At 73.5% G+C, this 25180-nt stretch carries 26 protein-coding genes; 17 read left to right on the top strand and 9 right to left on the bottom strand.

Features of this window, described 5'->3' with window-relative positions; genetic code table 11:
- The first annotated feature begins 42 nt into the window (after positions 1–42).
- Complete coding sequence (locus AQJ64_RS24735; RefSeq protein ID WP_055637889.1) at positions 43–462, top strand: aldehyde dehydrogenase family protein; 420 nt, start codon at positions 43–45, stop codon at positions 460–462.
- A 118-nt stretch (positions 463–580) separates the two neighbouring features.
- Here AQJ64_RS24735 and AQJ64_RS24730 read toward each other — a convergent pair whose 3' ends face one another.
- A complete protein-coding gene (locus AQJ64_RS24730) occupies positions 581–1426 on the bottom strand; it encodes a TetR/AcrR family transcriptional regulator (RefSeq protein WP_055637888.1) in 846 nt (281 codons plus the stop codon).
- Positions 1427–1561: 135 nt separating this feature from the next.
- Here AQJ64_RS24730 and AQJ64_RS24725 point away from each other — a divergent pair, with 135 nt between their 5' ends.
- The 4 genes from AQJ64_RS24725 (at position 1562) to AQJ64_RS24710 (ending at position 5067) form a co-directional block, all read left to right on the top strand.
- The gene (locus AQJ64_RS24725; protein ID WP_099054120.1) at positions 1562–2416 is read left to right on the top strand and encodes an acyl-CoA dehydrogenase family protein; all 855 of its coding nucleotides are present in this window, start codon (positions 1562–1564) and stop codon (positions 2414–2416) included.
- The gene (locus tag AQJ64_RS24720) at positions 2413–3573 is read left to right on the top strand and encodes an acyl-CoA dehydrogenase family protein (RefSeq protein WP_240512911.1); all 1161 of its coding nucleotides are present in this window, start codon (positions 2413–2415) and stop codon (positions 3571–3573) included. The genes AQJ64_RS24725 and AQJ64_RS24720 overlap by 4 nt, the downstream gene beginning before the upstream one ends.
- An 18-nt stretch (positions 3574–3591) precedes the next feature.
- Complete coding sequence (locus AQJ64_RS24715; RefSeq protein WP_055637885.1) at positions 3592–4383, top strand: enoyl-CoA hydratase; 792 nt, start codon at positions 3592–3594, stop codon at positions 4381–4383.
- Positions 4384–4473: 90 nt separating this feature from the next.
- Positions 4474–5067, top strand: coding sequence for a TetR/AcrR family transcriptional regulator (locus AQJ64_RS24710; RefSeq protein WP_055637884.1), 594 nt, complete (start codon positions 4474–4476; stop codon positions 5065–5067).
- On the opposite strand, the gene AQJ64_RS24705 is transcribed toward AQJ64_RS24710, so the two are convergent.
- Positions 5048–6112 (bottom strand): NAD(P)H-dependent amine dehydrogenase family protein, encoded by a 1065-nt coding sequence (locus AQJ64_RS24705; protein WP_055637883.1) that lies wholly within the window; start codon positions 6110–6112, stop codon positions 5048–5050. The genes AQJ64_RS24710 and AQJ64_RS24705 overlap by 20 nt on opposite strands.
- Before the next feature lie 150 nt (positions 6113–6262).
- Between AQJ64_RS24705 and AQJ64_RS24700 the strand changes: the two genes are divergently transcribed.
- From AQJ64_RS24700 to AQJ64_RS24670, 7 genes are read left to right on the top strand one after another with little or no spacing between them, the layout of a single operon-like run.
- Positions 6263–8611 carry a xanthine dehydrogenase family protein molybdopterin-binding subunit gene (locus AQJ64_RS24700; RefSeq protein ID WP_055637882.1) on the top strand — a complete coding sequence of 783 codons (2349 nt, stop codon included), beginning with the start codon at positions 6263–6265 and terminating at the stop codon, positions 8609–8611.
- Positions 8608–9483: an FAD binding domain-containing protein gene (locus tag AQJ64_RS24695; protein WP_055637881.1), complete on the top strand. Its 876-nt coding sequence runs from the start codon at positions 8608–8610 to the stop codon at positions 9481–9483. Before AQJ64_RS24700 ends, AQJ64_RS24695 begins: the two co-directional genes overlap by 4 nt.
- Positions 9476–9955 carry a (2Fe-2S)-binding protein gene (locus AQJ64_RS24690; RefSeq protein ID WP_055637880.1) on the top strand — a complete coding sequence of 160 codons (480 nt, stop codon included), beginning with the start codon at positions 9476–9478 and terminating at the stop codon, positions 9953–9955. The genes AQJ64_RS24695 and AQJ64_RS24690 overlap by 8 nt, the downstream gene beginning before the upstream one ends.
- A complete protein-coding gene (locus tag AQJ64_RS24685; protein WP_063788859.1) occupies positions 9952–10659 on the top strand; it encodes an SRPBCC family protein in 708 nt (235 codons plus the stop codon). The genes AQJ64_RS24690 and AQJ64_RS24685 overlap by 4 nt, the downstream gene beginning before the upstream one ends.
- 2 nt (positions 10660–10661) lie before the next feature.
- Entirely contained in the window at positions 10662–11498 is an 837-nt protein-coding gene (locus AQJ64_RS24680; protein ID WP_055637879.1) for a mycofactocin-coupled SDR family oxidoreductase, read from the top strand.
- Positions 11499–11524: 26 nt separating this feature from the next.
- Positions 11525–12721, top strand: a complete 1197-nt coding sequence (locus AQJ64_RS24675; RefSeq protein ID WP_055637878.1) for a cytochrome P450 — start codon at positions 11525–11527, stop codon at positions 12719–12721.
- Positions 12718–12951, top strand: coding sequence for a ferredoxin (locus AQJ64_RS24670; RefSeq protein ID WP_055637877.1), 234 nt, complete (start codon positions 12718–12720; stop codon positions 12949–12951). Before AQJ64_RS24675 ends, AQJ64_RS24670 begins: the two co-directional genes overlap by 4 nt.
- Before the next feature lie 106 nt (positions 12952–13057).
- Here the strand turns inward: AQJ64_RS24670 and mftF are convergent, their stop codons facing one another.
- From mftF to mftA, 7 genes are read right to left on the bottom strand one after another with little or no spacing between them, the layout of a single operon-like run.
- On the bottom strand, positions 13058–14509 hold the full coding sequence (gene mftF / locus AQJ64_RS24665; RefSeq protein ID WP_055637876.1) for a mycofactocin biosynthesis glycosyltransferase MftF: 1452 nt from the start codon (positions 14507–14509) through the stop codon (positions 13058–13060).
- Positions 14506–15207 carry a mycofactocin biosynthesis peptidyl-dipeptidase MftE gene (mftE, locus tag AQJ64_RS24660; protein ID WP_055637875.1) on the bottom strand — a complete coding sequence of 234 codons (702 nt, stop codon included), beginning with the start codon at positions 15205–15207 and terminating at the stop codon, positions 14506–14508. Before mftE ends, mftF begins: the two co-directional genes overlap by 4 nt.
- Before the next feature lies 1 nt (position 15208).
- The gene (mftD, locus tag AQJ64_RS24655; RefSeq protein WP_055637874.1) at positions 15209–16411 is read right to left on the bottom strand and encodes a pre-mycofactocin synthase MftD; all 1203 of its coding nucleotides are present in this window, start codon (positions 16409–16411) and stop codon (positions 15209–15211) included.
- Positions 16408–17610, bottom strand: coding sequence for a mycofactocin radical SAM maturase (mftC, locus tag AQJ64_RS24650; protein WP_055637873.1), 1203 nt, complete (start codon positions 17608–17610; stop codon positions 16408–16410). Before mftC ends, mftD begins: the two co-directional genes overlap by 4 nt.
- A complete protein-coding gene (locus tag AQJ64_RS24645) occupies positions 17607–18749 on the bottom strand; it encodes an XdhC family protein (RefSeq protein ID WP_055637872.1) in 1143 nt (380 codons plus the stop codon). Before AQJ64_RS24645 ends, mftC begins: the two co-directional genes overlap by 4 nt.
- Positions 18742–19056, bottom strand: a complete 315-nt coding sequence (gene mftB / locus AQJ64_RS24640; RefSeq protein ID WP_055637871.1) for a mycofactocin biosynthesis chaperone MftB — start codon at positions 19054–19056, stop codon at positions 18742–18744. The genes AQJ64_RS24645 and mftB overlap by 8 nt, the downstream gene beginning before the upstream one ends.
- On the bottom strand, positions 19056–19205 hold the full coding sequence (gene mftA / locus AQJ64_RS44975) for a mycofactocin precursor MftA (protein ID WP_063788858.1): 150 nt from the start codon (positions 19203–19205) through the stop codon (positions 19056–19058). Before mftA ends, mftB begins: the two co-directional genes overlap by 1 nt.
- 82 nt (positions 19206–19287) lie before the next feature.
- On the opposite strand from mftA, the gene mftG reads away from it, so the two are divergent.
- The 5 genes from mftG to AQJ64_RS24615 all read left to right on the top strand — a co-directional run bounded on the left by mftG (position 19288) and on the right by AQJ64_RS24615 (position 25174).
- Positions 19288–20817 (top strand): mycofactocin dehydrogenase MftG, encoded by a 1530-nt coding sequence (gene mftG, locus AQJ64_RS24635; protein WP_055637870.1) that lies wholly within the window; start codon positions 19288–19290, stop codon positions 20815–20817.
- A gap of 440 nt (positions 20818–21257) precedes the next feature.
- A complete protein-coding gene (locus AQJ64_RS24630; RefSeq protein WP_055637869.1) occupies positions 21258–22043 on the top strand; it encodes an SDR family oxidoreductase in 786 nt (261 codons plus the stop codon).
- Positions 22040–22819: an SDR family oxidoreductase gene (locus AQJ64_RS24625; protein ID WP_055637868.1), complete on the top strand. Its 780-nt coding sequence runs from the start codon at positions 22040–22042 to the stop codon at positions 22817–22819. Before AQJ64_RS24630 ends, AQJ64_RS24625 begins: the two co-directional genes overlap by 4 nt.
- Positions 22820–22889: 70 nt before the next feature.
- Entirely contained in the window at positions 22890–24374 is a 1485-nt protein-coding gene (locus AQJ64_RS24620; RefSeq protein ID WP_055637867.1) for an aldehyde dehydrogenase family protein, read from the top strand.
- A gap of 32 nt (positions 24375–24406) precedes the next feature.
- Positions 24407–25174: a carboxymuconolactone decarboxylase family protein gene (locus tag AQJ64_RS24615; RefSeq protein WP_055637866.1), complete on the top strand. Its 768-nt coding sequence runs from the start codon at positions 24407–24409 to the stop codon at positions 25172–25174.
- The last annotated feature ends 6 nt before the right edge of the window (positions 25175–25180 follow it).

The raw sequence follows: 25180 nt of genomic DNA, 5'->3' as shown, positions 1-25180 counted from the left end.
GTTCGTGTCCCCCCTCGGCGGATCGCGGCGTCGGGGCGGTTCGTGCACGGCGACCCGGACAAGGTGCGGGTCGTCGACGCCGGCCCGGAGCGGGGCGCCTTCCTCGACACCCTCCTCGTCCGCGCCGACCCGGAGGCCGCCGCGCCGCACGAGGTCGAGCCGTTCGGACCGGCGGCGACCGTGCTGGCGTACCGGGACACCGCGCACGCGGCGGACCTGCTGGCGCGCGGACGCGGCAGCCTCGCCGCGTCCCTGGTGAGCGACGACGTCCCGTGGACCACCTCCCTGGTCACGGAGATGACCGCCTGGCACGGGCGGCTGCACCTGCTCGACTCCGTCACCATGGGCCGGACCACCGGGCACGGATCGCCGCTGCCGGCGCTGCGGCGCTGCGGCACGGCGGACCCGGCCGGGCCGGCGGCGGCTCGGAGATGGCGGGCCTGCGGGGGGTGCTGGACCTGATGCAGCGGACGGCCGTGCAGGGGTCGCCGCGGGTGCTGGACGCGCTGGGGACGTGAGGCATGGGTGAGGAGGCCGCCCCGTGACGTGTGCGGGGCGGCCTCCTCAGGTGCGTGCGGGGTCAGGCCTTGCTGCGGGACGCCCTGGCCGGGGACTTGGGAGCCGTGGCCCGGCTCGTCGTCCGGCGGGAGGCGGTCGCCTTCTTGGCGGGTGCCTTCGCGGCGGGCTCGGGTGCGGCCGCGGTCGCCTCCGTCTCCGCCTCGTCCTCCGGCTCCCGCTCCGCACGGGTGTCCGTGACCGCCCCGCCCGTGATCCCGCCCAGGCAGAACGCCCACACCTCCTCGGCGGAGATCGGCGACGGATGCGCGCCGACCGGGGCCGCGGGGGCCCGGGCGGTGAACATCGCCGTCTGCATGATCAGGGAGGCGGTGCGGCGCGGCTTGGGGGAGACGGCCTGGCCCGCCGCCACGGCCTCCTCCACCAGCTCGGTGAAGAAGCCGAGCAGCGGCAGATGGGCGCTGGCCACCTGGTCGGGGTGGCTGACCAGGAGCTGGATGGCGAAGTCGGTGAACAGCGGGGACTGCGCGCCCGCCCGGGGCTCGGAGGAGTGGTACAGCAGGTCGACGGCGATCCTCAGCCGCTCCAGCGGGTCGCGCCCGGCCGCCGAGGCCTCGCGGATCTGCGCGGCCGACCGGGACAGGGCGTCCTCGAAGAGCGCGAGCAGCAGCTCGTGCTTGCCGTCGAAGTGCTGGTAGAAGCTGCGCAGCGACTGGCGGGAACGCTCCACGACCTCCTGCACCGTGAAGTCGGTGGTGCCCTTGTCGGCGATCAGCTCCTGCGCGGCGTCCAGGAAGCGCTGGACGCGTTGCTCCGCGCGCAGCTTCGCGGCGCGCGTGGAGCGCTCGACGGCACGCTGCCGCCAGGCTGGCTCGGGTGTCTCGACCGGATCTGCGGGGACGGCACTCATGGAAGAACGGTACTCCACTCATGTGAAAAGAGAGGGCGCTCCCCCTACCGAATTGCGCTGTCTCGGAAACAAGACTCTTACTTCCCGATAGCGAGAATGTTATTCTCGCGCGGTGTCCGTGGAGGGAGGCCGGGAGTGGAGTTCGAACTCGACGACGAGCAGCGGCTGCTGCGCCGCACGGTGCGCGAGACGGTCGCCAAGGTGCGCGGCCGGCCCGAGCGGGAGCAGTGGGCGACCTATCTGCGTCTCGGCTGGCTGGAGGCGCCCCCGCTGGAACTGGCGCTCGTCCTGGAGGAGCTGGGGTACGCCGCCGACCCCAGCCCGTTCCTGGCCACCGCCACCTGGTTCGTCCCGCTGGCCGGCCGGCTCCCCGAGGGCAGCGGCACCGCGGTCTTCGACGGCCACGGACGGTACGTCCTCGACGCCGACCGCGCCGACGAGGTCGCGCTGCTCACCCCGGACGGTGTCACCGTCGTGCCCGGCGCCGGGCTGGCCGCCGAGCGGATCCCGGTCCTCGACCCGAGGCTGCACGTCGCCCGGATCCGGGCGCCCGGCGAACTCGTCGCCGGCGTACCGGACCTGGCGCTCACCGGACTCGCCGCCACCGCGGTCGGCGCCTGCCGCAAGGTCCTGGACCTCGTGCTGGCCCATGTGAGGCAGCGGGTGCAGTTCGGGCGGCCGCTCGGCTCCTTCCAGGCCGTCAAGCACAAGGCCGCCGACATGCATGTGGCGATCGAACGCGCCCGTGCGCTCACCCACTTCGCCGCCCTGACGATCGCCGAGGACGACCCCCGCCGCACCCGGGCCGCGCACATGGCCAAGGCGGCGGCGGGGGAGTGTCAGCGCCTGGTCTTCCGGTACGGCCTCCAGCTCTTCGGCGCGATGGGCTTCACCTGGGAGAACGAACTCCAGTACGCGCTGAAGCGGGCCCAGGCCTGCGACCTCCTCCTCGGCACCGCGTCCGCCCACCGGAAGGCGCTGCTGTCATGATGAGACTGGCCGACGACCCCGGGGTCGCCGCGTTCCGGACCGAGTTCGCCGCGTTCCTCGACGCGCATCTGCCCGCCGAGGCCGAGGCCCGGGAACGCCCCCGCTCCAGCGCCCATGTCCCCGGCTGGGCCCGCCGCTGGCAGCGCACCCTGTTCGACCACGGCTGGCTGCTCCCCGGCCGGCCCCCCGAGTACGGCGGCCGGCACGCCACCCTGCCCCAACAGCTCGCCCATCTGGAGGAGCTGGCCGACCGGCGCATCTACCACAGCTTCAACCCCCAGGGCCTGGGCATCGTGGCCGCCTCCCTGCTCACCTTCGGCACCGAGGAGCAGAAGGCCCGCTGGGCGGTGCCGATCCTGCGCGCCGAGATCACCGCCGCGCTCGGCATGAGCGAACCGGAGGCGGGCTCCGACCTCGCCTCCCTGCGCACCCGTGCGGTCCTCGACGGGGACGCCTTCGTCGTCGACGGACAGAAGATCTGGACCTCCGGCGCCCATGACGCCGACGTCCTGCTCACCTTCGTGCGCACCGACCCCGACGCGCCCCGGCACCGGGGCATCAGCGCCCTGCTGATCCCGACCGGCACCGAGGGCGTCGTCCGCCGCCCCTTCGGCTCGATCGCCGCCGAGGACGACCTCGACTTCAACGAGGTGTTCCTCACCGGCGTCCGCGTCCCCCGCGAGAACCTCGTCGGCCCCCTGAACGAGGGCTGGCGGGTGGCGAACGGCTCCCTCGGCCATGAACGCACCCTGCTCTGGCTGTCGTACGCCGAACGCCTCGCGGACCTGGTGCGCGACGCCGCCGGCCGGGGCGATGACCAGGAGTGGTACGCCACGCTCCAGATGGACCTCCAGGCCCTGCGCCTGCTCGGGCACCGCCGGCTCGGCCCGGACCGCGACCCCGCCGAGGTCTCGGTGCTGAAGCTGCTGGGCTCCGAGGCCGTCCAGAACGCCTCCCTGCACGCCCTGGAGGCGGCCGGTGCCGACGCGCTGCCGCACCCGGCGCGCACCGGCCCGCACCACCACATGAACAACGAGGACTTCGTCTCCAGCTGGTTCGAGCGCTATGCGCGCAGCTTCGCCGGCACCATCGCGGGCGGCACCAGCGAGATCCAGCGCAACATCATCGCCGAGCGCCTCCTCGGCCTGCCCCGCTGACCACCCCCAAGGAGCGGCATGGACCAGATCCTCTACGACGCCGAGGACGGCATCGCGACCATCGCCCTGAACCGCCCCGAGGCCGCCAACGCCCAGACCATGGCGCTCCTCGACGACCTCGACGCCGCCTTCACCCGTGCCGCCCGCGACGAGGACGTACGGGTCGTCGTCCTGCGTGCCAACGGCCGTCACTTCTCCGCCGGGCACGACCTGAAGGACCGCTGGCCGGGACCCGGTGAGATCACCCTGGAGTGGATCTACGACGCCGAGACGCGGCGCTATCTGGAGTACTCCCTGAAGTGGCGCAACCTGCCGAAGCCCACCATCGCGGCGGTACAGGGCAAGTGCATCGCCGCCGGACTGATGCTGTGCTGGCCCTGCGATCTGATCGTCGCCGCCGAGAACGCCGAGTTCTCCGACCCGGTGGTGCACATGGGCATCGGCGGTGTCGAGTACCACGGCCACACCTGGGAGCTGGGCCCGCGCAAGGCCAAGGAGATCCTCTTCACCGGCCGGCCGCTGACCGCCCACGAGGCGGAACGGGTGGGCATGGTCAACCAGGTGGTGCCCCTGGACGCACTCGACGCCTCCGTCCGGGACCTGGCCCACCGGATCGCCCGGATGCCCCCCTTCGGCCTGCGCCAGGCCAAGCGCGCCGTCAACCAGACCCTCGACGTCCAGGGCTACTACGCCGCCCTCCAGTCCGTCTTCGACATCCACCAGACCGGTCACGGCAACGCCCTCAGCGTGGACGGCTTCCCGATCCTCACCGGGCTCGGGGAGATGAAGGAACGGCTCAGGGGCGCGTGACGGAAAACCCGGTACGACCTCTCGCCCCGGACGGGCCGCCGTACGTACGGTGTGCGGGCGCGTATCTGTCCGGCGGCGGAAGGGCCACATGTGGGGTCGGCGCGGCGTGAGGAGATCCTGGAGGCGGCGCTGGAGGTGTTCGCCGCCCGCGGCTTCAGGGGAGCGTCGATCGACGCGGTCGCCGAGCGGGCGGGCCTGACCAGGCAGGGCGTCCTGCACTACTTCCCCAGCAAGAAGCGGTTGCTGCTGGCGATCCTGGAACTCCGTGAGCGGCTGAGCCGTGAGCACCTCGCCGCCCGCCCGGCCGACGGGGACTGGGCCGCGGACCTGGCCGAGGCCGTGGCCTTCGAACAACGGCACCCGTCGTTCGCCCAGGTGCACAGCGTGGTGCTGGCCGAGGCGGTCGTCGGGCAGGAGCCAGCCGCGCAGTACGTCCGTGAGCGCTGCCGGAGCCTTCAGGACGCGCTCTGCGGGTATCTGACCGAACGGCACGGCGAGCGGCTGCCGAGCGGCCTGAGCGCTCCGGTCGCCGCGGCCGCCGTGCTCGCGCTCATCGAGGGCGTCCACCAGATGTGGCTCGTCGACCCGGAGGCGGAGCGCTATCCGTCGATCGTGCGCGAGGCGATGTCCGTCCTGCTCGGTTCCGGGGACAAGGACGCCGGGCTCAGCCCAGAGCGGCGGTGAACGGGGGCAGGTCGACCGTCGTACGGATGCCCGGTGCGGCGGCGCAGACGGCGGGGACCGCGTTGACGGCCCGGTGGGCGGTGTAGCCGGGGGAGACGGCGGCCATCCGGTCGAGCGGGACGGGGAAACGCATCTCGACGTCCAGGGGCGTGTCGCCCTCGACCGTCACGCGCCAGCCGGTCGGGCGCAGGTCCCAGGCCGGGTCGAGGCCGGTGGTGCAGTACCAGGTCGAGTGGAATCGCAGCAGGGCCCGGCCGCCGCGCAGGCCGGACACCGTCGTGCGCTGCGCCGCCACCGTGCCGGCCGCCAGGTCGCCGGCGGCGATGGCGGTCGCGCGGGCCGCGGTGGCGAGCTGCCCGTGTGCCTCGACGGCGTCCAGGGGCAGGCCCAGCGCCTCACCGACCAGTCGTAGGGAGGGGCCGAAGCTCGACCGCAGGTGGGCGAGGCGGCGTTCGTCGAAGGCGGCGCTCGGCCGCTGTCCGAAGCCCATCACGTCGAACAGCAGGCCGGGGGAGTCGCGCCGGGACAGATCGGCGTACTCGTGGATGGTCAGCGTCTCCAGCCGTCGCTGGACGGAGGCCAGGACCAGGGGTACGGCCTCCGTGATGAACCCGGGACTGCTGCCCGTGCTGTGGACCGAGGTCCCGCCGCGCGCGCAGGCTTCCTGCACCCTCTCCCGCAGGGCCGGATCCATGCCGGCCGGGTGGTGGAACTCCCCCGTCGTGGTCACGACGTTGGCGCCGGAGGCGAGCAGGGCGCACACCTCGTCGTGGTCTCCCGCCCTCGGCATGTAGAGCACGCAGTCGGCGCCCAGGTCCAGGATCGCCTCGAGGCCGTGGGTCGCGACGACACCCGTCGGACCCGCCCCGCACAGCTCTCCCGCGTCGCGCCCGGCCTTCCTGCGGTCCTGGACGTGCACACCCGCCAGTTCCATGTGGGGATGCCGGAGCAGGGCCCGGAGCGACTTCGCGCCGATGGTGCCCGTGGCCCACTGGACGACGCGAAGGGGCCTGGCCGTGCCTGGTGCCTTCCGACCGGGGTTCATTTCCCGCCTCCAAGTATATAGTTCTCTCATCTGAGAATGTAGTTCTCCATCAGAGGGATTTCCAGTCTTCGACCGGGTGTGCCCTTCGACCGTTCAGTGCGGGCCGCCACACACGCGTTCAGCAACTCCAGGGAACGGAGAGCCAGGCTGATGGCACCACCCCCCGAGCAGAAAGCGCCGGTCGGGCGCTACACCGGCACCCGTGTCCCGCGCGTCGAGGACGCGCGGCTGCTGACCGGCGCCGGCACCTACGTGGACGATGTCGTACGCCCCGGGATGCTGCACGCCTGCTTCGTCCGCAGCCCGGTGGCGCGGGCCAGGTTCGGCGCGGTCGACGTCTCCCGGGCGCTGCGGCTCCCCGGCGTCCACGCCGTGCTCACGGCGCACGACCTCAACCCCGGTGTGCACGAGCAGTGGTACTCGCTCAACGGCCGCGACGACCCCGACACCCCCCGTCCGCCCCTGGCCGAGGACGAGGTCCGCTTCGTCGGCGACCCCGTGGCGATGGTCGTGGCCGACGACCGCTACATCGCCGAGGACGCGGCCGAGCTGGTCGTCGTCGACTACGAGCCGCTCCCACCCGTCGTCGACTACGCCGTGGCCCTCCAGTCGCCCGAGTCGGTCCACGCGAGTCACCCCGGCAACCTGGTGGGACAGCTCGCCGGACGCCCGATGGCCGACCTCGGACCCGTCTTCGACAACGCGCCGCACGTGGTGAGCCGGACCCTCCACCAGCAGGCCCACGGCCCGGTGCCGCTGGAGACACGGGGGATCGTCGCCGAATGGACCGCGGCGCCCGGCGAGATGACCGTTTGGGCGTCGTCCCAGGCCCCGCACGAGGTCCGTTCCTTCTGCGCCCGGCTGCTCGCCGTCGACGAGAACCGGGTGCGGGTGGTGGTGCGGGACACCGGCGGGGGTTTCGGACAGAAGGTGATGCCGCAGCGTGAGGAGATGTGCGTCATGCTGGCCGCGGTCCGGCTGCCGGCGGCGCTGAAGTGGATCGAGGACCGGCAGGAACACCTGCTGGCGGCCGGCCAGGCCCGCCATGAGCACGGCGAGGTCAGGATGGCCTTCGACGACGACGGCCGGATCCTCGCCGCCACCCTCGACCACGTCCAGGACGCCGGAGCCTATCCGACCCCCTCGCCCGTCCGGAGCGGTATCGCCGTGGGCCTGCTCTTCCCCGGCCCGTACCGCATCCCCGAGGGCACCTTCTCGTCCCGGTTCGTGTTCTCCAACACGAGCGGACGGGTGGCCTACCGAGGGCCCTGGCAGTTCGAGTCGATGGCCCGCGAGGTCGTCCTCGACGCCGCGGCGCGCCGGCTGGGGATCGATCCGGTCGAACTGCGCCGCCGCAACATGCTGCGCCACGAGGACCTGCCGACGGTGAACTGCCACGGAATGCCCTACGACCACATCACCCCGTACGAGACCTTCGAACAGGCGCTGGAGATGCTCGACTATCCGGCGTTCCGACGCGAACAGGAACACGCCCGCGCCGAGGGACGCCTGCTGGGCGTCGGTACCTGCACCTATGTCGAACCGACCGCGGGCGCCACACCGTTCCACAGCACGGAGGGCGCGACGATCCGCGTCGAGCCCTCCGGCAAGGTCAGCGTCCACGTCGCCGGCGGATCCTGCGGCAACAGCCTGGAGACGACCGTCGTCCAGCTCACCGCCGACGCGCTCGGCGCCGCCATCGAGGACGTCGGCACCGTCCAGGGAGACACCGCGGTCACCCCGTTCGGCGGCGGCACGGGCGGCAGCCGGTCCGGATCCATGACGGCCGGCGCCGTCGCCGAGACCGCCGCCGGCCTGCGGGCCCGCATCCTGGCGATCGCGGCGCACCGCCTGGAAGTCTCCGTGGACGACGTGGAGTTCGTCCGCAGCCGGGCCACGGTGAAGGGCCGGCCCGAGCACGGACTGACCCTCGCCGAGATCGCCGACATCGCCTACTTCCAGGTCCACGCCCTGCCCCCGGACCTGCCGGCCGGACTGGAGGCGAGCGGCCGGTACCGCACCCCGCACCCCATGATCTGGGCCAACGCCACCCATGTGTGCACCTGCGAGGTGGACCCGCGGACCGGTGCGGTGAAGCTGCTGCGGTACATCGTCAGCGAGGACTGCGGACCCATGATCAACCCCAGTGTGGTGGAGGGCCAGATCTACGGCGGCACCGTCCAGGGCATCGGCGGCGCCCTGTACGAGCACCTCGCGCACGACGACGACGGCAATCCGCTCGCCACCACGTTCATGGACTACCTGCTGCCCACCGCCACCGAGGTGCCCGTCATCGAACTCGGGCACGTCGAGACGCACGGCCCGGGGCCGGGAGGACACAAGGGCGTCGGGGAGGGCGGCGCCATCGGCTCGGCACCGGCCGTGGTGAACGCGGTCGCCGACGCCCTGGCCCCCTTCGGAGCCGAGATCACCCGGCTGCCGCTGACGCCCGCCACGGTCGTCGGCCTGCTGGAGCGGAGCGGGGCGGTGGCCGTATGAAACCGGCGGCGTTCGAGTACCACGCCCCCGTGGACCCCGAGGAGACGGTGGCCCTGCTCGCCCGCCTGGGCGACGAGGCCAAGGTCCTCGCCGGCGGCCAGTCCCTCGTGCCCATGCTGGCGCTCCGCCTGGCCGCCTTCGGACACCTCGTCGACCTGCGTCGGGTGAAGGGGCTGCCGGGCATCGAGCACCGCGGCGGCGTGGTGCGGATCGGCGCGACCACGACCCAGGCGGCCGTGGAGCGCTCCGACGTGGTGCGCGACGCCGCCCCCCTGCTGGCCCGCGCCACACCTCTCATCGGCCACTTCCAGATCCGCAGCCGCGGCACGGTCGGCGGCTCACTCGCCCACGCCGACGCCGCCGCCGAGTACCCGGCGGTGGCGCTGACCCTGGACGCCCGGCTGGAGACACTGTCACCGCGCGGACGCCGCACCGTTCCCGCCGACCGGTTCTTCACCGGCACCTGGAGCACCGACCTCGCCGAGGACGAACTGCTCACCGCCGTCGCCCTTCCCGTCTGGCACCGGCCCCGGGGATTCGCCGTGGCGGAGTTCGCCCGCAGGAGCGGCGACTTCGCGCTCGCCGGAGCCACCGTCGCCGTGGGGCTCGGGCCCGACCGGCGGATCGACCGGTGCGCCATCGCCGTGTTCGGACTCGGCCCGGTGCCCTGCCGGGCGCGGGCCGCGGAGAGGGAGCTCATCGGCCGCGAGCCCACGACGGAGGCGGCCGGCGACATCGCGGACCTCGCCGTGTCGGGACTCGACTCGGTCCCGGCCGATCTGCACGGATCGGCCGGCTATCGCAAGCGCGTGGGCGCGGCCATGGTGGCCCGTGCCTGGCGGCACGCCGTTCGGGAGGCGGTCCATGACTGACGTCGACATCCGGTTACGCGTCAACGGCGTCCCGCGCCGGGCGACCGTGCCGCCCCGGCTCACCCTCGCCGACTTCCTGCGGACCGACTGCGGTCTGACCGGCACCCACCTCGGGTGCGAGCACGGAGTGTGCGGCGCCTGCACGGTTCTGCTGGACGGCGAGGCCGTCCGGGCCTGTCTGGTGTTCGCCGTCCAGGCCGACGGGGCGGAGGTCACCACGGTCGAGGGGCTCACCCCGCCCGGCGGCGGACTGAGCGCCGTACAGACCGCGTTCCGCGACCACCACGCGTTGCAGTGCGGATTCTGCACCCCGGGACTCGTGGTGTCCGTCACCGCGTTCCTCGCCGAGCACCCCAGGCCCACCGACGAGGAGATCCGCGAGGCCCTGTCCGGGAACCTGTGCCGCTGCACCGGCTACCAGGGCATCGTCGACGCCGTCCGGGCCGCGGCCGAGCGGGGGGACGCGGTATGAGACTGGAGAACAGGCTCACCGTTCCGGTGCCGGTGGAGGAGGCCTGGCGGGTCCTGCTCGACATCGAGCGGGTCACCCCCTGTGTGCCCGGCGCCACCCTCGTCTCCCGGGACGGCGACACCTGCCACGGCAGGATCAGGGTCAGGCTCGGCCCGGTCGGCCTGACCTACAGCGGCACCGTCACGTTCCTGTCGCGGAACGAGGCCGAGCGGACCGTGGTTCTGGAGGCCGGCGGCCGGGAGAACCGGGGCAACGGAACCGCGAGGGCCCTGGTGACCTGCCGGCTGGCCGAGGCCGGTGAGCGGTCCGCCGAGGTGTTCGTGGAGACCGACCTCGTCATCACGGGCAAGCCCGCCCAGTTCGGACGCGGCACGCTGGCCGAGGTGGCGAACACCCTCATCGCCCGGTTCGCGGAGAACCTCGCGCGGGAACTGGCGGCGGACCCGCCGCACGCCGTCGCCCCCACCGTCCCGGTGCCCCCGGATCCACCGCCCGCGGCCGTCGTCGCCGGGGCCCGCCGCGCGGCCGAACCGCTCGACCTCGTCGACGCGGCCGGAGCCGGCGTGCTCAAGCGCCTCGGGCCGGCCGCGGTCCTCACCGTGCTGCTCGCCCTCGTGCTCGGGCTGCGCAGCCGGAGACGCCACTGTCAGGTGACCGGGACCTCCCGCCGTCATCACCCCACCCGACCCCAGGAATCGAGGTAGTCATGCCCGGACGAGTCGAAGGAAAGGTCGCGTTCATCACCGGCGCGGCACGCGGCCAGGGACGCAGCCACGCCGTGCGGCTGGCGGAGGAGGGCGCCGACATCATCGCCGTCGACGTGTGCAGGCAGCTCGACGGCGTGACGTTTGCGATGTCCACGCCCGAGGACCTGGAGGAGACGGCCGAACAGGTGCGGAAGCTGGGCCGGCGGATCCACGCCGTACAGGCCGACGTCCGCGATCACGACGCGCTCAAGGCGGCCGTGGACGAAGGCGTGGCCGCCTTCGGCCGTCTGGACGTCGTGGTCGCCAACGCCGGCCTCGGCAGCGACGGCGCCACCCTCGACGTGATGGACGAGAAGACCTGGCGCGACATGATCGACGTCAACCTGACCGGCGTGTGGCTCACCGCCAAGGTGTCGATCCCCCACATCGTCGCGGGCGGCAGGGGCGGATCGATCATCCTCACCAGCTCGGTGGGAGGACTCAAGGGCTACGCGAACATCGGACACTACATCGCCGCCAAGCACGGTGTGGTGGGGCTGATGCGCACGCTGGGCGGGGAGCTGGGGGCGCACCGCATCCGGGTCAACACGGTGCACCCCAGCCAGGTGAACACCCCGATGGTGATGCACGAGGGCACCTACCGGATGTTCCGTCCCGACCTGGAGGCCCCCACCGTCGACGACTTCGCCGCCGTCTCCATGGGCATGCACGTGCTGCCCACCCCCTGGGTCGAGCCCGTCGACATCAGCAACGCCGTTCTCTTCCTCGCCTCCGACGAGGCCCGCTTCGTCACCGGGGTGACCCTGCCCATCGACGCCGGTGCCCTGCTCAAGTGAGCCGCACACCACCGGGAGGCGCGAACATGACCACGGCCGACACGATCCACTGGGACCCGTACGACCCCGCCCTCGCCCGCGACCCGTACCCCCTGTACGCGCGGCTGCGCGAGGAGGTGCCGCTCTACTACAACGACCAGCACGACTTCTACGCCGTCAGCCGCTACGAGGACGTCCAGCGCGGACTCGCGGACTGGCACACCTTCTCCTCCGCCCGCGGGGACATCCTGGAGATCATCCAGGCGGATGTCCAACTCCCGCCCGGCACCCTCATCTTCGAGGACCCGCCGGTCCACGACATCCACCGGCGCCTGCTCGCCCGGGTGTTCACACCGCGCCGCATCGCGACCCTGGAACCGAAGGTGCGGGCCTTCTGCCGGCGGGCGCTCGAGGCGGTGGACGGCGCCGAACGGTTCGACCTCGTGCAGGCCGTCGGCGCCGAGATGCCGATGCGCGTCATCGGCATGCTCCTCGGCATCCCGGAAGCCGACCAGCCCGCCATTCGTGACAGGACCGACGAGACGCTCGGCACCCAGGACGGCGGGAAGATCGACGAAGGGGAGATCCTCAGCACCGATGCCTTCCGGGACTACATCGAGTGGCGCAAGAAGCACCCCTCGGACGACCTCATGACCGAGCTGATGACCGCCGAGTTCGAGGACGAGAACGGGGTCACGCGCACGCTCACCGACGAGGAGGTCCTCACCTACTGCTCGGTGGTGGCCGGCGCGGGGAACGAGACCACGGGACGTCTGATCGGCTGGTTCGGCGCCCTGATGGCCCGCTATCCCGAAGCCCGCCGGGAGCTGGCCAACGACCCCTCCCTCGTCCCGAACGCCATCGAGGAGATCCTGCGGTTCGAGCCGACCGGCCCGTTCACGGCGCGGTACGTCACCCGGGACGTGGAGTTCCACGGCCGCACGGTGCCGGCCGGCAGCGCCATCCTGTTCATCCAGGCCGCCGCCAACCGCGACCCGCGGCGCGTTCCCGATCCGGACCGGTTCGACATCCACCGGGTCACCCAGCACCTGAGCTTCGGCGTCGGCGCCCACTACTGCCTGGGCGCGGCCCTCGCCCGGCTGGAGGGCAGGGTGGCCGCGGAGGAACTCCTCGAGCGGTTCCCGGGCTGGGAGGTCGACTGGGACCACGCGGAGCTGGCCCAGACCTCGACGGTACGCGGCTGGAAGACCCTGCCGCTCGTGGTGACGGGAGGCCGGCGATGACGGAGCGGTGGACCGTCAGGGTCGACAAGCGGCTCTGTGTCCGCACCGGTCTGTGCGTGGCGTCCGCGCCCGCCGACTTCGAACTCGACGAGAGCGGGCAGGGGCGCGCGCGGGCCGAGAGGACAGCGGAGTCCGACGTGGTGCTGGAGGTGGCCGAGTCCTGCCCGATCGAGGCGATCTCGATCACCGACGCGGACACCGGACACCGGGTCTTCCCGCCGGAGACCTGACAGGCCGGGGCGGCGGCCCGGTCCGGCACCCGGGCACCGGGCCGCAGCCCCGACCTGCGTAGCCGCCGAGGACGGTGCCGTGCCGGGCCCGGTCCCGGTGCCGGGGTCAGGGCCGTCGGCGGCCGTCGCCGCGCAGGAACGGCAAGGAGACCTTCGGCAGCAGCGGGGCGGGCGAACGGTGCCGCCAGGCCGACGCGGTCACGCCGGTGCCGTAGCACAGGTCGTCGAGGCATCTGAGCGCGGTCCACCGCGGGAGGTCCAGGCCGTGGCCGTGCGTCACCCATTCGGCGACGACCGGAGCGAGCATGGCCGCCGTCGCCGCGCGGGCGGTCCTGTCGCGGGGCGCGCGGGCCAGGCACAGCAGTCCCAGCGGCCACCACTCGCGACGCAGGGCCAGTCCCAGCGCGGCCGTGTCGGCGATCAGGCCCTGCGCCACGACGGACGCGCTCAGCCCCGTCGCGGCCGGCGTCCCCGACAGACGGCGCCGCAGCAGCCCCGCGGTCAGCAGCGCGCTCGCGGCGGCCGCCCGAGGACGCCCGCCGACGACGCAGGCCAGCGTGAGGAGGTTCCAGGCGGAGGGGCGGGCCGGCGCCAGCCGGCCGGGGTGGCGCTCGGCCAGCGCGGCGGCGGAGGTGCCGTACTCGTGGCGGCGGCGGGCCCACTCCCACGGGCCGAGCCGCGGTGTGTGGGCGACGCGGGCCCGCGGCTCGTAGCGCACGTGCCGCCCGCGGTCGTGCAGCCGCCAGACGAGGTCGACGTCCTCGCCCAGGCGCAGTTCCTCGTCGAACGCGGCGTCGCGCAGGGCATCCGTGCGCACGACGAGGGCAGCGGTCGGCACGAAGCCCACCCGCGCGCCCGGACGTACCAACGCCGGCTCCCGCCCCAGGTCGAGGGCGGAGCGGGCGGCCTCGTACCGGGCGAGCGCCCCGCGACCGCGGGAGCGGACGGCCGGCACGACACGCGGGGCGACGGCGGCCACCTTCGGGTCGTCGAAGCACGGGACGAGGAGATCCAGCCAGCCCTCCTCGGGCCGGCAGTCGGAGTCGACGAACGCCACCAGCGGGGTACGGACCACGGCCAGGCCGGTGTTGCGGGCCGCGGCCGGGCCGCGGTTGACCTCGTGGCGCAGCACCCGCGCGCCGTGGGCCGAGGCGGCGGCGCGGACCGGCCCGGGGTCGGGTGAGCCGTCGTCCACGACGACGACCGGCAGTCCCCGCAGCGAGGCCAGACAGCGGTGCAGTTCCGCCGGCCGGCCGAAGGCCGGGACCACGACGGTCACCGGATGGGGCCCCGGCCGGGACGGGGGCACGGGATGGGCGAGTCCCCGGTCGAGCAGTCGCCGCGCCAGCGCGCGCGCCACCGCCGTCCCGGGGGTCAGACCGGTGCGTCCCGCGCGGCGAAGGGCGGTGAGGTGGGGCAGCGCGGCCTCCTTGAGCAGGGCGACCCCCCACGGGGCGCCGCCGGTGACCACCCGCCCGCCGGCCCGGAAGGAGACGGCGTGGTCCAGGGCGACGGGCAGTCCCGGCGGCGAGAGCGACGGTGACGGGTCCGGGTTCATCGCAGCAGCCTTCCCGTGTCGTCGACCCGCCAGGCCGTGAGGCGGCCTGCCACGTCCGACGCCAGCGCCCGCAGCGTCCGCAGGCCCTGGTCCGCGCTGGCCCCGGTCGGATCGCCCAGCACGCCGGTGGGCGACACCGCGCGCACCCCGTCGGTCCGCAGCCGGGGCATGAGCACGCTGAGCGGCCGGCGGTCACCGGGGACGGCCCGCTCCGTCAGCACCAGTTCCGGGGCGAGGTGGAGCATCAGCGACGTCTCCGTGACACCGGCGTGGGCATCGCCGCCGGGCACGCGGCACGCCGTCCAGACCACGTCGTGGCCCTCCCGGCGCAGCGCGCGGACGGCCGCCGTCAGCGTCGCCCCGTTGCCGCCGTGCCCGTTGACGAAGGCGACCCGCCCGGCCCACAGGACGAGGGAGCGCACCGCCTCGACGAGCACCGCCCGCAGGGCCTCACCGCCGAGGGAGACGGTTCCGGGGAAGCCCGCGTGCTCTCCGCTCGCCCCGTACGGGATCGCCGGCGCGACCGGTGCCGCACCGGGCAGCAGGGCGGCGGCCCGCTCCGCGACGGCCCGGGCGATCACGGTGTCGGTGGACAGGGGCAGATGCGGGCCGTGCTGTTCGGTCGATCCGAGCGGCACCAGGACCAGGCCGCCCTTCGCGACATCGGGCCAGGACCGGTCGCCCAGCGGGCCGGTCATCTCACCGCTCCGCGGCCGGACCGGAGCCGAGGGTCACGGCGAACCCCCGGGGCACGTGCAGGTCCCGCGGGCGCAGTTCGTGGACCGAGCCCCGGCCGAGCCCGAGCACCGCCGAGTCCAGGCCGCCGCGCAGGATGTCCAGTACGTTCTCGACGCCGGCCTGTCCGTTCGCGGCCAGGCCCCACAGGGAGGCGCGGCCGATGAGCACGGCCCGGGCACCCAGGGCGAGCGCCTTGGCGACATCGCCGCCGCGCCGCACTCCGCCGTCGAGCAGCACCTCGACCTCGTCCCCGACCGCCTCGGCGATCGCGGGCAGCAGTCGAATGGTGGCAGGGGTGGTGTCCAGGTTGTTGCCGCCGTGGTTGGACACGGAGATCGCGTCCACGCCGGCGTCCACCGCCCTGCGCGCGTCGTCGACCCGGCAGACCCCCTTCAGCAGGAACGGCCCCTGCCACTCCTGCCGTAGCCATGTGACGTCCTCCCACGTCGGCGGCGGGGTGGACATCCACTCGCCGTACGCCCCGAAGAACGTGGGAGCCGCCCCGTCCGGCGCCCCCAGGTTCGGCGCGGTCAGGTCCGGTGCGCCGCCGGCCCGGGCGAACCGCCACAGCCAGCCGGGCCGGGCGAGGACCTGGGGCGCCATCCGCAGGGCCGTCCGCAGGTCGATCCGTTCCGGGATCACCGGGCTGCCCCAGTCGCGGCCCTGGGAGAACGACCAGTCCAGGGTCGCGACGAGCGCCTTCGCACCGGCGCGGCGGGCCCGCTCCATCCGCCGGCGCATCACCTCGCGTCCGCCGCTCCAGTAGATCTGGAAGAACACGTTCGGATGAACCGCGCAGACCTCCTCCACCGGCCTGCTCGCGAACGAGCTCAGTCCCATGATCACGCCCCGGTTCGCCGCCGCCCGGGCAACGGCGACCTCGGCCTGCGGATCGACGGCCTGCACACCGGTGGGCGAGATGACCACGGGGAACGACGTCTCCACACCCAGCACGGTGGTGGTGAGATCACGGCGGCCGTGATGTCCGGCGACCCGCGGGGCGAAGCCCAGGTCGGCGAAGGCGGCGGTGTTGTCGTCGACCGTCCGGCCGCGTTCGGAGCCCGCGAGCAGTGCCCCGTAGACACCGGCCGGCAGGCGCCGGCGGGCCCGGCGCTGTGCCTCGGCGACCGTCTCGAACCAGGGGTTGCGGCGGAAGGGACTCATCGCGGAAACCTCCTCGGGGGGCGGGACCCGGCCAGCGGATTCTCGTCGCAGGCGGACACCGGGGGCCGGCGGGTCAGCGGCACCAGCACCGGCCGGGAGTGGTCGGCCCCCGGCCGCGGCAGGTGGGTGCGGTCGGCCGGCCGCCGCGCCAGCAGTTCCTCTCCGAGGCCGCGCACGCACTCGGGGTCCGGGCCGTCCAGGGGCAGGCCGGTGAAGAACTTGGCGGCCATGCAGCCGCCCTTGCACGTGTCGTGGAAGGAGCACGAGGCACACGCACCCCCCGACTGCGGCGCGCGCAGGCGGTGGAAGAGGGGCGCGGACCGCCAGACCTCGGCGAAACCGCCCGGCTCGCGGACGTTGCCCGCGAGGAAGTCCTCGTGGATCGCGAACGGGCACGCGTACACGTCACCGACCGGATCGATCAGGCACACCACCCGTCCGGCTCCGCACAGGTTCAGCCCGGGCAGGGAACGCCCGTACGCGGACAGGTGGAAGAAGGAGTCACCGGTCAGCACGGTGTCGCCGTGGGCCAGCAGCCACTCGTACAGCTCCCGCTGCTGCCCGGGGGTGGGGCGCAGGTCGTCCCAGACGTCGGCGCCGCGGCCCGACGGCCGCAGCCGGGTCAGCCTCAGCTGCGCCCCGTAGCGGTCGGCGAGCCGCTCGAACTCGTCGAGCTGCGGGATGTTGTGCCGGGTGCACACCACCGACAGCTTGGTGCCGCGCAGGCCCGCCTCGGCGAGGTGGCGCAGCGCCCGCAGGGCGGTCGCGTACGAACCCGGCCCGCGCAGCGCGTCGTTGACCTCCTGCGTCGCTCCGTCGAGCGAGACCTGTACGTCGACGTAGTCGTTGCCGGCCAGTCGCCGGGCGGTGCCGGGGGTGATGCGCACCCCGTTGGTGGAGAACTTCACCCCCACGTGGTGTCCGGTGGCGTGGTCGAGCAGGTCCCAGAAGTCCGGGCGCACCGTCGGCTCGCCGCCGCCGATGTTGACGTAGAAGACCTGCATGGCCTCCAGTTCGTCGATGACGGCCATGGCCTCGGCCGTGGTCAGCTCGCGCGGATCACGCCGCCCGGAGCTGGACAGACAGTGGGCGCAGGCCAGGTTGCAGGCATAGGTCAGTTCCCAGGTCAGGCAGACCGGCGCGGCGAGTCCGGTCTCGAACAGCTCGGTCAGGCGACGCGGCTTCGCGGGGGCGGTCATGGGGGTACCGGATCCTTCGGCTCGGCGATGTCGGGCGGGGTGCCGACGGGGACGGCTCGTACGGGAACGGCGCCGCCGCCGGGGAGGCCGTGGTGCAGGGGCCCATGGGTGCGGCGCAGGGGCAGGGCGCTGCCGCCGTGCCGGACGGCGATCACCTCGGCGGCGATGGCCACCGCGGTCTCCTGCGGGGTGACCGCACCGAGGTCGAGTCCGATGGGAGAGCGCAGCAGCGCCAGCTCGCGGTCGGTGAGCCCGGCGGCGCGCAGCCGGGCCAGCCGCTCGTCGTGGGTCCGCCGCGAGCCCATGGCGCCCACGTAGCCCAGCGGCAGGCGCAGGGCCCTCTCCAGCAACGGCACGTCGAACCTGGGGTCGTGGGTGAGCACCACGACCACCGTGCGCGGGTCGGTCCCGGTGGACGCGAGGTAGCGGTGCGGCCAGTCGAGCACGACATCGTCGGCGTCGGGGAACCGCCCCGGAGTGGCGAACACCGGGCGGGCGTCGCAGACGGTCACGCGGTAGCCGAGGAACCGGCCGATGGTCACGACGGCACCCGCGTGGTCGTTCGCGCCGAAGACGAGCATGCGCGGCCGTGCGGCGTACGAGGAGATGAAGACCTCCGTGTCCGGACGGCACCGAACCGAACGGATCCCGGTGGCCCCGGCGTCCAGCATGGCCCGCGCCAGGGCGGCCACCGCGGCGTCGGTCTCCCCGGTGCCCAGAGTGCCGTGGCGGACGCCGGGGCCGACGGCCATGACGGAGCCCGGGCCGGTCAGGAGGTGGGCGACAGCCAGCGGGCGGGTGCCGGTGACCGCCCGCACCACCGCGGCGGGGGGTTGCGGCTGCACGAACACCTCGATCGTCCCGCCGCAGGTCAGTCCGGCCTCGACGGCGGTGCCGTCGGAATAGCCGAAGTGTGCGCGGACCGCCGAGCCGCTGTCGAGGACCTCGCCGCAGAGCTCGTACACCGCGCTCTCCACGCATCCTCCGGACACGCTGCCCCGTACGTCCCCGTTCCCGGCGACGGCCATGGCCGCTCCGGGCCGGCGCGGTGCGCTGCCGGTCGTCGCGATCACCGTGGCGAGGGCATACCGCACTCCGGTCCGCTCCCAGGCCACGAGCTGCGCGGCGATCTCACGCACGCGCGCGCTCCGACGCGCCGGGCGTCGGTCCGCCGGGCGTCCGTTCGACGAGCATGCCGCTGCCCGCCAGGGCGGCCAACGCCGACGCGAAGCGGTCGAGTTCGCCTGACGGAACGCCGCCGGCCGCGCAGGCGGAGCGGGCTGAGGGCGCGTCGGGCAGCCGGAGGACGACCTCGGCGAGCCTCGGGTCCTTGAGGAAGGTCAGCCGGCGCGTGCCGAAATGGTAGAGCAGGGCGCCGAACGCCTCCGGACGCACGGAGACCTGGCGGTGCGGCGCCCAGGCCCGGTCGAGGTCGAAGCCGGCCATCAGTAGACGCCGCACATGCCGTCGATGGACACGTCCTCGATCAGCGGGTCGGCGAGTTCCGTCACACCGTCCGCCGAGTCCGCGGCGCGGTCCTGCGGGCTGTCCGGATGCGCGGCCCGCGGCTCGTCCGCCGCGTTCGTGTCCCGCATGGCGACTCCTCACATCGATGTCGATATGGTAATTCTCTGAACTTGAGAATGGTATTTCCATGGTGGGCGGAAGGGAACCCCGGTGCGCAACCCGGACGTGGTGGTGGTGGGGGCGGGCGGCGCCGGTGCCGTGCTGGCCGCGCGTCTGAGCGAGGAGCCCGGCTGCCGCGTACTGCTGCTGGAGGCCGGGCCGGTGCCCCGCGACGGATTCCCGGCCCCTGTGCTGGACGCCCGGCTGGTACCGGGCGCGATGCCGGCCCACCCCTACGTGCGCCCGATCCCGGTACGGCTCACCCCCGACCGGTGCTACGCCGCCCCCAGGGGCCGGGTGCTCGGCGGCTCCACCACCGTCAACGGCGGCTACTTCGTCCGGGCGCGGCGGGCGGACTTCGCGCGGTGGGCCCGGTGCTGCGGCGACCCGCGCTGGTCGTACGAGCGGGTGCTGCCGCTGCTGCGCGCGCTGGAGACCGACCTGGACCTTCCGGACGACCCCGGTCACGGCCGCACCGGCCCTGTCCCGGTGCACCGGACACCTCTGACGCATCCCGCGGCGACCGCCTTCGCCGCGGCCGCCCGGGAGCTCGGCCACCCCGCGGAGCCCGACAAGAACGCGCAGGACCCACCCGGCGTCGGTCCGGTGCCGACCAACACCCTCGGCGGGCTGCGCGTCAACGCGGGCCTGGCGTATCTGCTCGGCGCTCTCGACCGGCCGAACCTCGCGGTGCGCGGTGACTGCACGGTCCGCTCGGTGGTCATCCACCGGGGGCGGGCCACCGGCGTGGTCGCCGAGAGCGCCGGGCGGCGCGTCGTCGTCCCGGCCGGTGAGACCGTCCTGTGCGCCGGATCCCTCGCCACACCCCATCTGCTGCACCTCTCCGGCGTCGGACCCGCGACGCGGCTCACCCGGCTGGGCCTTCCCGTCGCGGCCGACCTGCCCGCGGTGGGCGCCGCGCTCAGCGATCACCCCCAGGTGGCCCTGACGTGGCGCCCCCGGCGCCCCGTGGCCGATCCCGAGGGCACCTGGCTGGGCGGCGCGCTGCATCTGACGTCCTCCTTCGCCGAGCCGGGCGCGGGGGATCTGGAGATCCTCCAGTCGCTGGTGCCGATGACCGCCCTGGCCGAGGGGACCACGGCCGCCGGGCGGGCGCCGCAGCTGTTCCTGGCGTCCGTGCAGACGCCCCGCAGACGCGGCGGACTGCGGACCGTGTCGGCCGATCCGGACGTCCCGCCGCGCGTCGACCACGGCTATCTGGCGACCGCCGCCGACCGGGCCGGGCTGCGGGAGGCGGTCAGGGCCGCGGCGGCGCTGACCGCGGCGGGCGCGTTCGCGGAGATCGGCGCGGGCGTGGAGGACCCGGCCGCCTCCGTCCTCGGCGACGACCGTGCCCTGGACGGCTGGATCCGGGCACGGCTCGGCACGGCCCAGCACACCTGCGGCACCGTTCCGATGGGCCCGTCCGCCGCCGTCGACGCCCACGGGCGGGTGCACGGCGTCGCCGGCCTGCGGGTGGCCGACACCTCGATCCTGCCGGACGCGCCGCTGCGCGGGCCCGCCGCGACGGCCGTCCTCATCGGGGAACTCGCCGCCCGGTCTCTCCGGTACGGCGTCTGAGGCGGTACGGCGTCCGAGGCGGTACGGCGTCCGAGGGGGGCGCAACTGCCGTGCCGCCAAGGCGGTTGACTTCGCCGTCGGCGCGTGGTTCGATTTTTCCTCGTACGGAAATGACATTCTTCTTTATATAAAGTATCGCTCTCCAATTTTGGGAGTGACCTTGACGTCTCCGTCGGTGAAGCAGCAGATCGTCCTGTCCAGGAGATCGTCGAGTAGCGGCTTCCGGGCCTGAACGAACGCCGCAGGCCGCTGAGAACGCGATGCTCCAGCAGTACGGCCGCCGGGACGTCTTCGAACGGAGCCGGCGCATCTGCCCGATCCCCTGCGCGGTCACCGGATCGCTCTTCACCGTCGCTCGCCGGGACCGAGCCGCACGAACCCGTACCGCCGCTCCACCCCTGACCAGCCGTCCCGGCCACGAGCGAAGGAGTCACAGCCCGATGAGCATCGACCTGCACCACGCCGTGGCCGTGGTGACCGGCGCGGGCAGCGGGATCGGCCGTGCCGCCGCACACGCCTTCGCCCGGCGCGGCGCACGGGTGGTGGTGACCGATCTGATCGGCGAGCGGGCGCGGACCGTGGCAGACGAACTGGGTCCCAGGGGGGTCGCCGCGGCGTGCGACGTCACCAGCGTCGACGACCTGCGAGCGGTCCGCGGCCTGGCTCTCGACCACTTCGGCCGCGTCGACCTGGTCATGAACAACGCCGGTGTCCTGGCAGTCGGCCCCGCCGAGGACATCCCCCTCGAGGCCTGGCAACGCGTCGTGGACGTCAATCTGCTGGGCGTGGTGCGCAGCAACCTCGTCTTTCTGCCCGGGTTGCTGGAGCAGGGGTCGGGGCATGTCGTCAACACCGCCTCCACGGCCGGTCTGCTGCCGTACGGCTTCGACCGGCTGCCGTACACCGCGACCAAACACGCGATCGTCGGCCTGTCCGAGGCGCTCGCCCTCTATCTGCGTCCGCGCGGCATCGGCGTCTCCTGCCTGTGTCCGGCGGGCGTGGCCACGAACATCGTCGAGCAGATCGCCTTCTACGGAAAACCGGCACCACCCCGCGGACCCGCCTTTCCCGTCCTGGACGCCGAGTCCGTCGGTGAACTCGTCGCCGACGGTGTCCTGCGCGACCGGTTCCTCATCCTCACCGCACCACAAGCCGCCGACGAACTGCGCGAACACGGCGCCGACATCGACGCCTACCTGTCCCGTCTGACGAAGGACACCCCATGAGCAGCAGCACACTCGACCGGCTGCGTCTCGACGGCAAGGTCGCCGTCGTGACCGGTGGGGCCGGTGCCATCGGGCAGGTCTACGGCCGGGCGCTGGCCGAGGCCGGAGCCGCCGTCGTCCTCGCGGACCTCGACGGCGCACGGGCCGAGAGCGCCGCCGCGACGCTGGCCTCCGACGGTCTGCAGGCCCTCGGCGTGCAGACCGACATCACCGACAGGGCCTCCACCGCCGACATGGCCGCGAAGAGCACCGCCGCGTTCGGCGGCATCGACATCCTGGTGAACAACGCGGCACTCATGGCGGAGATCCCCCAGGTCGACATCCTGGACCTGCCCACGGACTGGTTCGACCGGGTCATGCGGGTGAACGTGCTCGGCGCCGTCCTCTGTGCGGGGGCCGTCAAGGCGTCGATGACCGAACGCGGCGGTGGACGGATCATCAACCAGGTGTCCGCGGGCGCCTTCATGGGCGGCGGCATCTACGGCGTCAGCAAACTCGCCCTGGTCAACATCACCGTTGGCCTCGCCCGCTCGCTCGGCCCGCTCGGCATCAACGTCAACGCCATCGCCCCCGGCCTGGTCGAGAACGAACCCGGGCTGCGCAGCCTGCCCGCCGACCACCCCGCTCGGGCCGCCCTGACCGCCGCCATCCCGGGCAAGAAGTCCGCTCCCGCCGAAGACCTGCTGGGCACGTTGCTCCTGCTCGCCTCGCCGGCCGGTGAATGGATCAACGGCCAGGTGATCAGCGTCGACGGCGGCTGGGTCACCCGGTTGTGACCGAGCCGGCCGCCGCGTGCCGCGCGCATGCCCCACCGCCCCACCCGGACGATCCCAAGGCGGAACCGACATGACCTCCTCCTCGACCACCGCGTCCCACGACCTCGGTACCACCGGCCCCCTCGTCGACGGTGTCTGGCTCGACCGCCCGTCCGCCGGCCGTGCCGACCACGTCAACCCCGCCACCGCCCGCCCGAACGGCGCCGTCCTGCTTGCCGGGCCGCAGGAGATCGACGCGGCCGTCGCCGCGGCGAAGGCCGCCTTCCCCGCCTGGCGGGCGATGTCCCCGGACGAACGCCGCCGCATACTCCAGCGGATCGAGGACCTGCTGCGGGAACGCGTTCTCGAACTGGCCCGGCTCACCACCCTCGAACTCGGCGTCCCGTTCCGTACGTCGGCCGGCCTGGCCCATCTGTCCTCCGCGTGGTTCGGCTACTACGCGGGCTGGGCCGACAAGATCGAGGGGGCGACGGTCCCGCCGAGCCCCCGCATCGCGGCGGGGCTCGACTACACCGTGCCGGAGCCGTACGGCGTCGTCGGGGTCGTCCTCACCTGGAACGGCCCGGTCATGTCGCTCGGGATGAAGGTCGCTCCCGCCCTCGCGGCGGGCAACTGCGTCGTGGTCAAGTCCCCCGACCTGGCCCCGTTCACCGTCGCCCGGTTCGCCGAGATCGCGCTGGAGGCCGGGCTGCCTCCCGGGGTGCTGCACGTGCTGCCGGGCGGGCCGGAAGCGGGGGACCGGCTGGTCCGGCACCCCGACGTCGCCAAGATCTCCTTCACCGGCGGGATTCCGACCGCGAAGAAGATCCTCGACGCCGCACGCCACACCCTCAAGCCCGTCCTGCTCGAACTCGGCGGGAAGACCGCCAACGTCGTCTTCCCCGACGCCGATCTCGCGGCGGCCGTCGCCGAGACCGTCCGTTCCTGCTTCAACCTGTCGGGCCAGGGCTGCAACCTCACCACCCGCATGCTCGTGCACCGGTCCGTGTACGACGAGGCGGTCGCCGCGGCCGTCGGGGCCGCCGGCGCGCTGCGGGCCGGAGACCCGTTCGACCAGGGGACGGCACTCGGCCCGGTCGTCGCCGAGGCCGCCCGCGAACGGATCCTCGGGATGATCGAGCGGGCGGCGAAGGACAGCCGGGTGGTCGCCGGTGGCCACGCCACCGACCCGTCCCGGCTCGCGCCGGCCGTCCGCGACGGCTTCTTCATCGACCCGACGGTCCTCGCCGACGTCGACCCGCACAGCGAGGTGGCACAGCACGAGGTGTTCGGTCCCGTGCTGTCGGTGATCCCCTTCGACGGCGAGGACGAGGCGGTCGAACTGGCCAACGCCACCCCCTACGGGCTGGGCACCGTCCTGTACACGCGCGACGCGTCGCGGATCCAGCGCGTCGTGCCGCTGCTCCAGTCGGGCACCGTGCTCGTCAACGGAGCCTCGGGCCAGCCGCCGGGCGCCCCGTTCGGAGGCTACAAGCACAGCGGGTACGGCCGGGAGGGCGGCAAGGAGGGCCTGTACGAGTTCCTCCAGACCAAGAACGTCTTCATCAGCGCTTGAGGCTTTCCCGACGCCGACCTCAGGAGGCACCCATGGACGGCACCGACGCGACCCGGACCCGGGCCGAGGTCATGGCCACCGCTGGACAGTCCGCCGTGAACACCCCGTTCGCCCGAGCCTCACGCGAGTTCCTGTTCGGCGAGGTGTGGTCACGTCCCGGACTGAGCCGCAGGGACCGGCGCTGGGTCACCCTGACCTGTGTGGCCGCCGCCGACGCGCCCGGTCCCATCGAGGACCACGTCTACGCGGCGCTCGCCGGCGGGGACATCGGGCTGGAGGCCCTGCTGGAGTTCGTCCTGCACTTCGCGGTGTACTGCGGCTGGCCCAAGGCCTCCCACCTGGAGGGGGCCATCGCCCGGCAGTGGGACCGTGTTCACCGCGAGCGAGGTGAGGAGACCCCACCCTGGCCGCTCCTGACCGACGACACCCTCGGCCCGGCCGTCTGGGACGAACGGCTCAAGCGCGGCGTCGAGGAGTTCGTCGACGTCAACCTGACCCCCGCGCCGCCGGTCAACTCGCCGTACCGGCAGGCCGGGATCCTCAACTTCGTGTTCGGCCACGTCTGGCAGCGGGCCGGACTGACCCGCCGGGAGCGGCGGATCGTGACGGTGGCCAGCGTCGCGCTGGACGACTCGCCCCTGCCGCTGCGCACCCATGTCACCGCGGCGCTGCACTCCGGCGACCTGACCAAGGAGGAGATGGACGAGATCGTGCTGCAGTTCGCCGCGTACTACGGTTTCGCGAAGGGCGAGGCACTGGCCGACGCCGCCGAGGCGGCCTGGGAGACCAGGCCCGCCTGACAGGCC

The sequence above is a fragment of the Streptomyces griseoruber genome (assembly GCF_001514205.1).
Classification (GTDB): Bacteria; Actinomycetota; Actinomycetes; order Streptomycetales; family Streptomycetaceae; genus Streptomyces; species Streptomyces griseoruber.
The sequence above is the reverse complement of the archived record's forward strand: the minus strand, read 5'-3'. Positions and strand labels throughout refer to the sequence as shown.

What these genes read in the sequence shown, in the direction of transcription:
- AQJ64_RS24695 (WP_055637881.1), top strand. Translation starts at nt 8,608, where the DNA reads ATGAAACCGGCGGCGTTCGAGTACCACGCCCCCGTGGACCCCGAGGAG.
- AQJ64_RS24670 (WP_055637877.1), top strand. Translation starts at nt 12,718, where the DNA reads ATGACGGAGCGGTGGACCGTCAGGGTCGACAAGCGGCTCTGTGTCCGC.
- AQJ64_RS24730 (WP_055637888.1), bottom strand. Translation starts at nt 1,426, where the DNA reads ATGAGTGCCGTCCCCGCAGATCCGGTCGAGACACCCGAGCCAGCCTGG.
- AQJ64_RS24685 (WP_063788859.1), top strand. Translation starts at nt 9,952, where the DNA reads ATGAGACTGGAGAACAGGCTCACCGTTCCGGTGCCGGTGGAGGAGGCC.
- AQJ64_RS24630 (WP_055637869.1), top strand. Translation starts at nt 21,258, where the DNA reads ATGAGCATCGACCTGCACCACGCCGTGGCCGTGGTGACCGGCGCGGGC.
- AQJ64_RS24715 (WP_055637885.1), top strand. Translation starts at nt 3,592, where the DNA reads ATGGACCAGATCCTCTACGACGCCGAGGACGGCATCGCGACCATCGCC.
- AQJ64_RS24680 (WP_055637879.1), top strand. Translation starts at nt 10,662, where the DNA reads ATGCCCGGACGAGTCGAAGGAAAGGTCGCGTTCATCACCGGCGCGGCA.
- mftE (WP_055637875.1), bottom strand. Translation starts at nt 15,207, where the DNA reads ATGACCGGCCCGCTGGGCGACCGGTCCTGGCCCGATGTCGCGAAGGGC.
- AQJ64_RS24675 (WP_055637878.1), top strand. Translation starts at nt 11,525, where the DNA reads ATGACCACGGCCGACACGATCCACTGGGACCCGTACGACCCCGCCCTC.
- mftC (WP_055637873.1), bottom strand. Translation starts at nt 17,610, where the DNA reads ATGACCGCCCCCGCGAAGCCGCGTCGCCTGACCGAGCTGTTCGAGACC.
- mftB (WP_055637871.1), bottom strand. Translation starts at nt 19,056, where the DNA reads ATGGCCGGCTTCGACCTCGACCGGGCCTGGGCGCCGCACCGCCAGGTC.
- AQJ64_RS24615 (WP_055637866.1), top strand. Translation starts at nt 24,407, where the DNA reads ATGGACGGCACCGACGCGACCCGGACCCGGGCCGAGGTCATGGCCACC.
- mftA (WP_063788858.1), bottom strand. Translation starts at nt 19,205, where the DNA reads ATGCGGGACACGAACGCGGCGGACGAGCCGCGGGCCGCGCATCCGGAC.
- AQJ64_RS24700 (WP_055637882.1), top strand. Translation starts at nt 6,263, where the DNA reads ATGGCACCACCCCCCGAGCAGAAAGCGCCGGTCGGGCGCTACACCGGC.
- AQJ64_RS24620 (WP_055637867.1), top strand. Translation starts at nt 22,890, where the DNA reads ATGACCTCCTCCTCGACCACCGCGTCCCACGACCTCGGTACCACCGGC.
- AQJ64_RS24690 (WP_055637880.1), top strand. Translation starts at nt 9,476, where the DNA reads ATGACTGACGTCGACATCCGGTTACGCGTCAACGGCGTCCCGCGCCGG.
- mftF (WP_055637876.1), bottom strand. Translation starts at nt 14,509, where the DNA reads ATGAACCCGGACCCGTCACCGTCGCTCTCGCCGCCGGGACTGCCCGTC.
- AQJ64_RS24720 (WP_240512911.1), top strand. Translation starts at nt 2,413, where the DNA reads ATGATGAGACTGGCCGACGACCCCGGGGTCGCCGCGTTCCGGACCGAG.
- mftD (WP_055637874.1), bottom strand. Translation starts at nt 16,411, where the DNA reads ATGAGTCCCTTCCGCCGCAACCCCTGGTTCGAGACGGTCGCCGAGGCA.
- AQJ64_RS24625 (WP_055637868.1), top strand. Translation starts at nt 22,040, where the DNA reads ATGAGCAGCAGCACACTCGACCGGCTGCGTCTCGACGGCAAGGTCGCC.
- AQJ64_RS24705 (WP_055637883.1), bottom strand. Translation starts at nt 6,112, where the DNA reads ATGAACCCCGGTCGGAAGGCACCAGGCACGGCCAGGCCCCTTCGCGTC.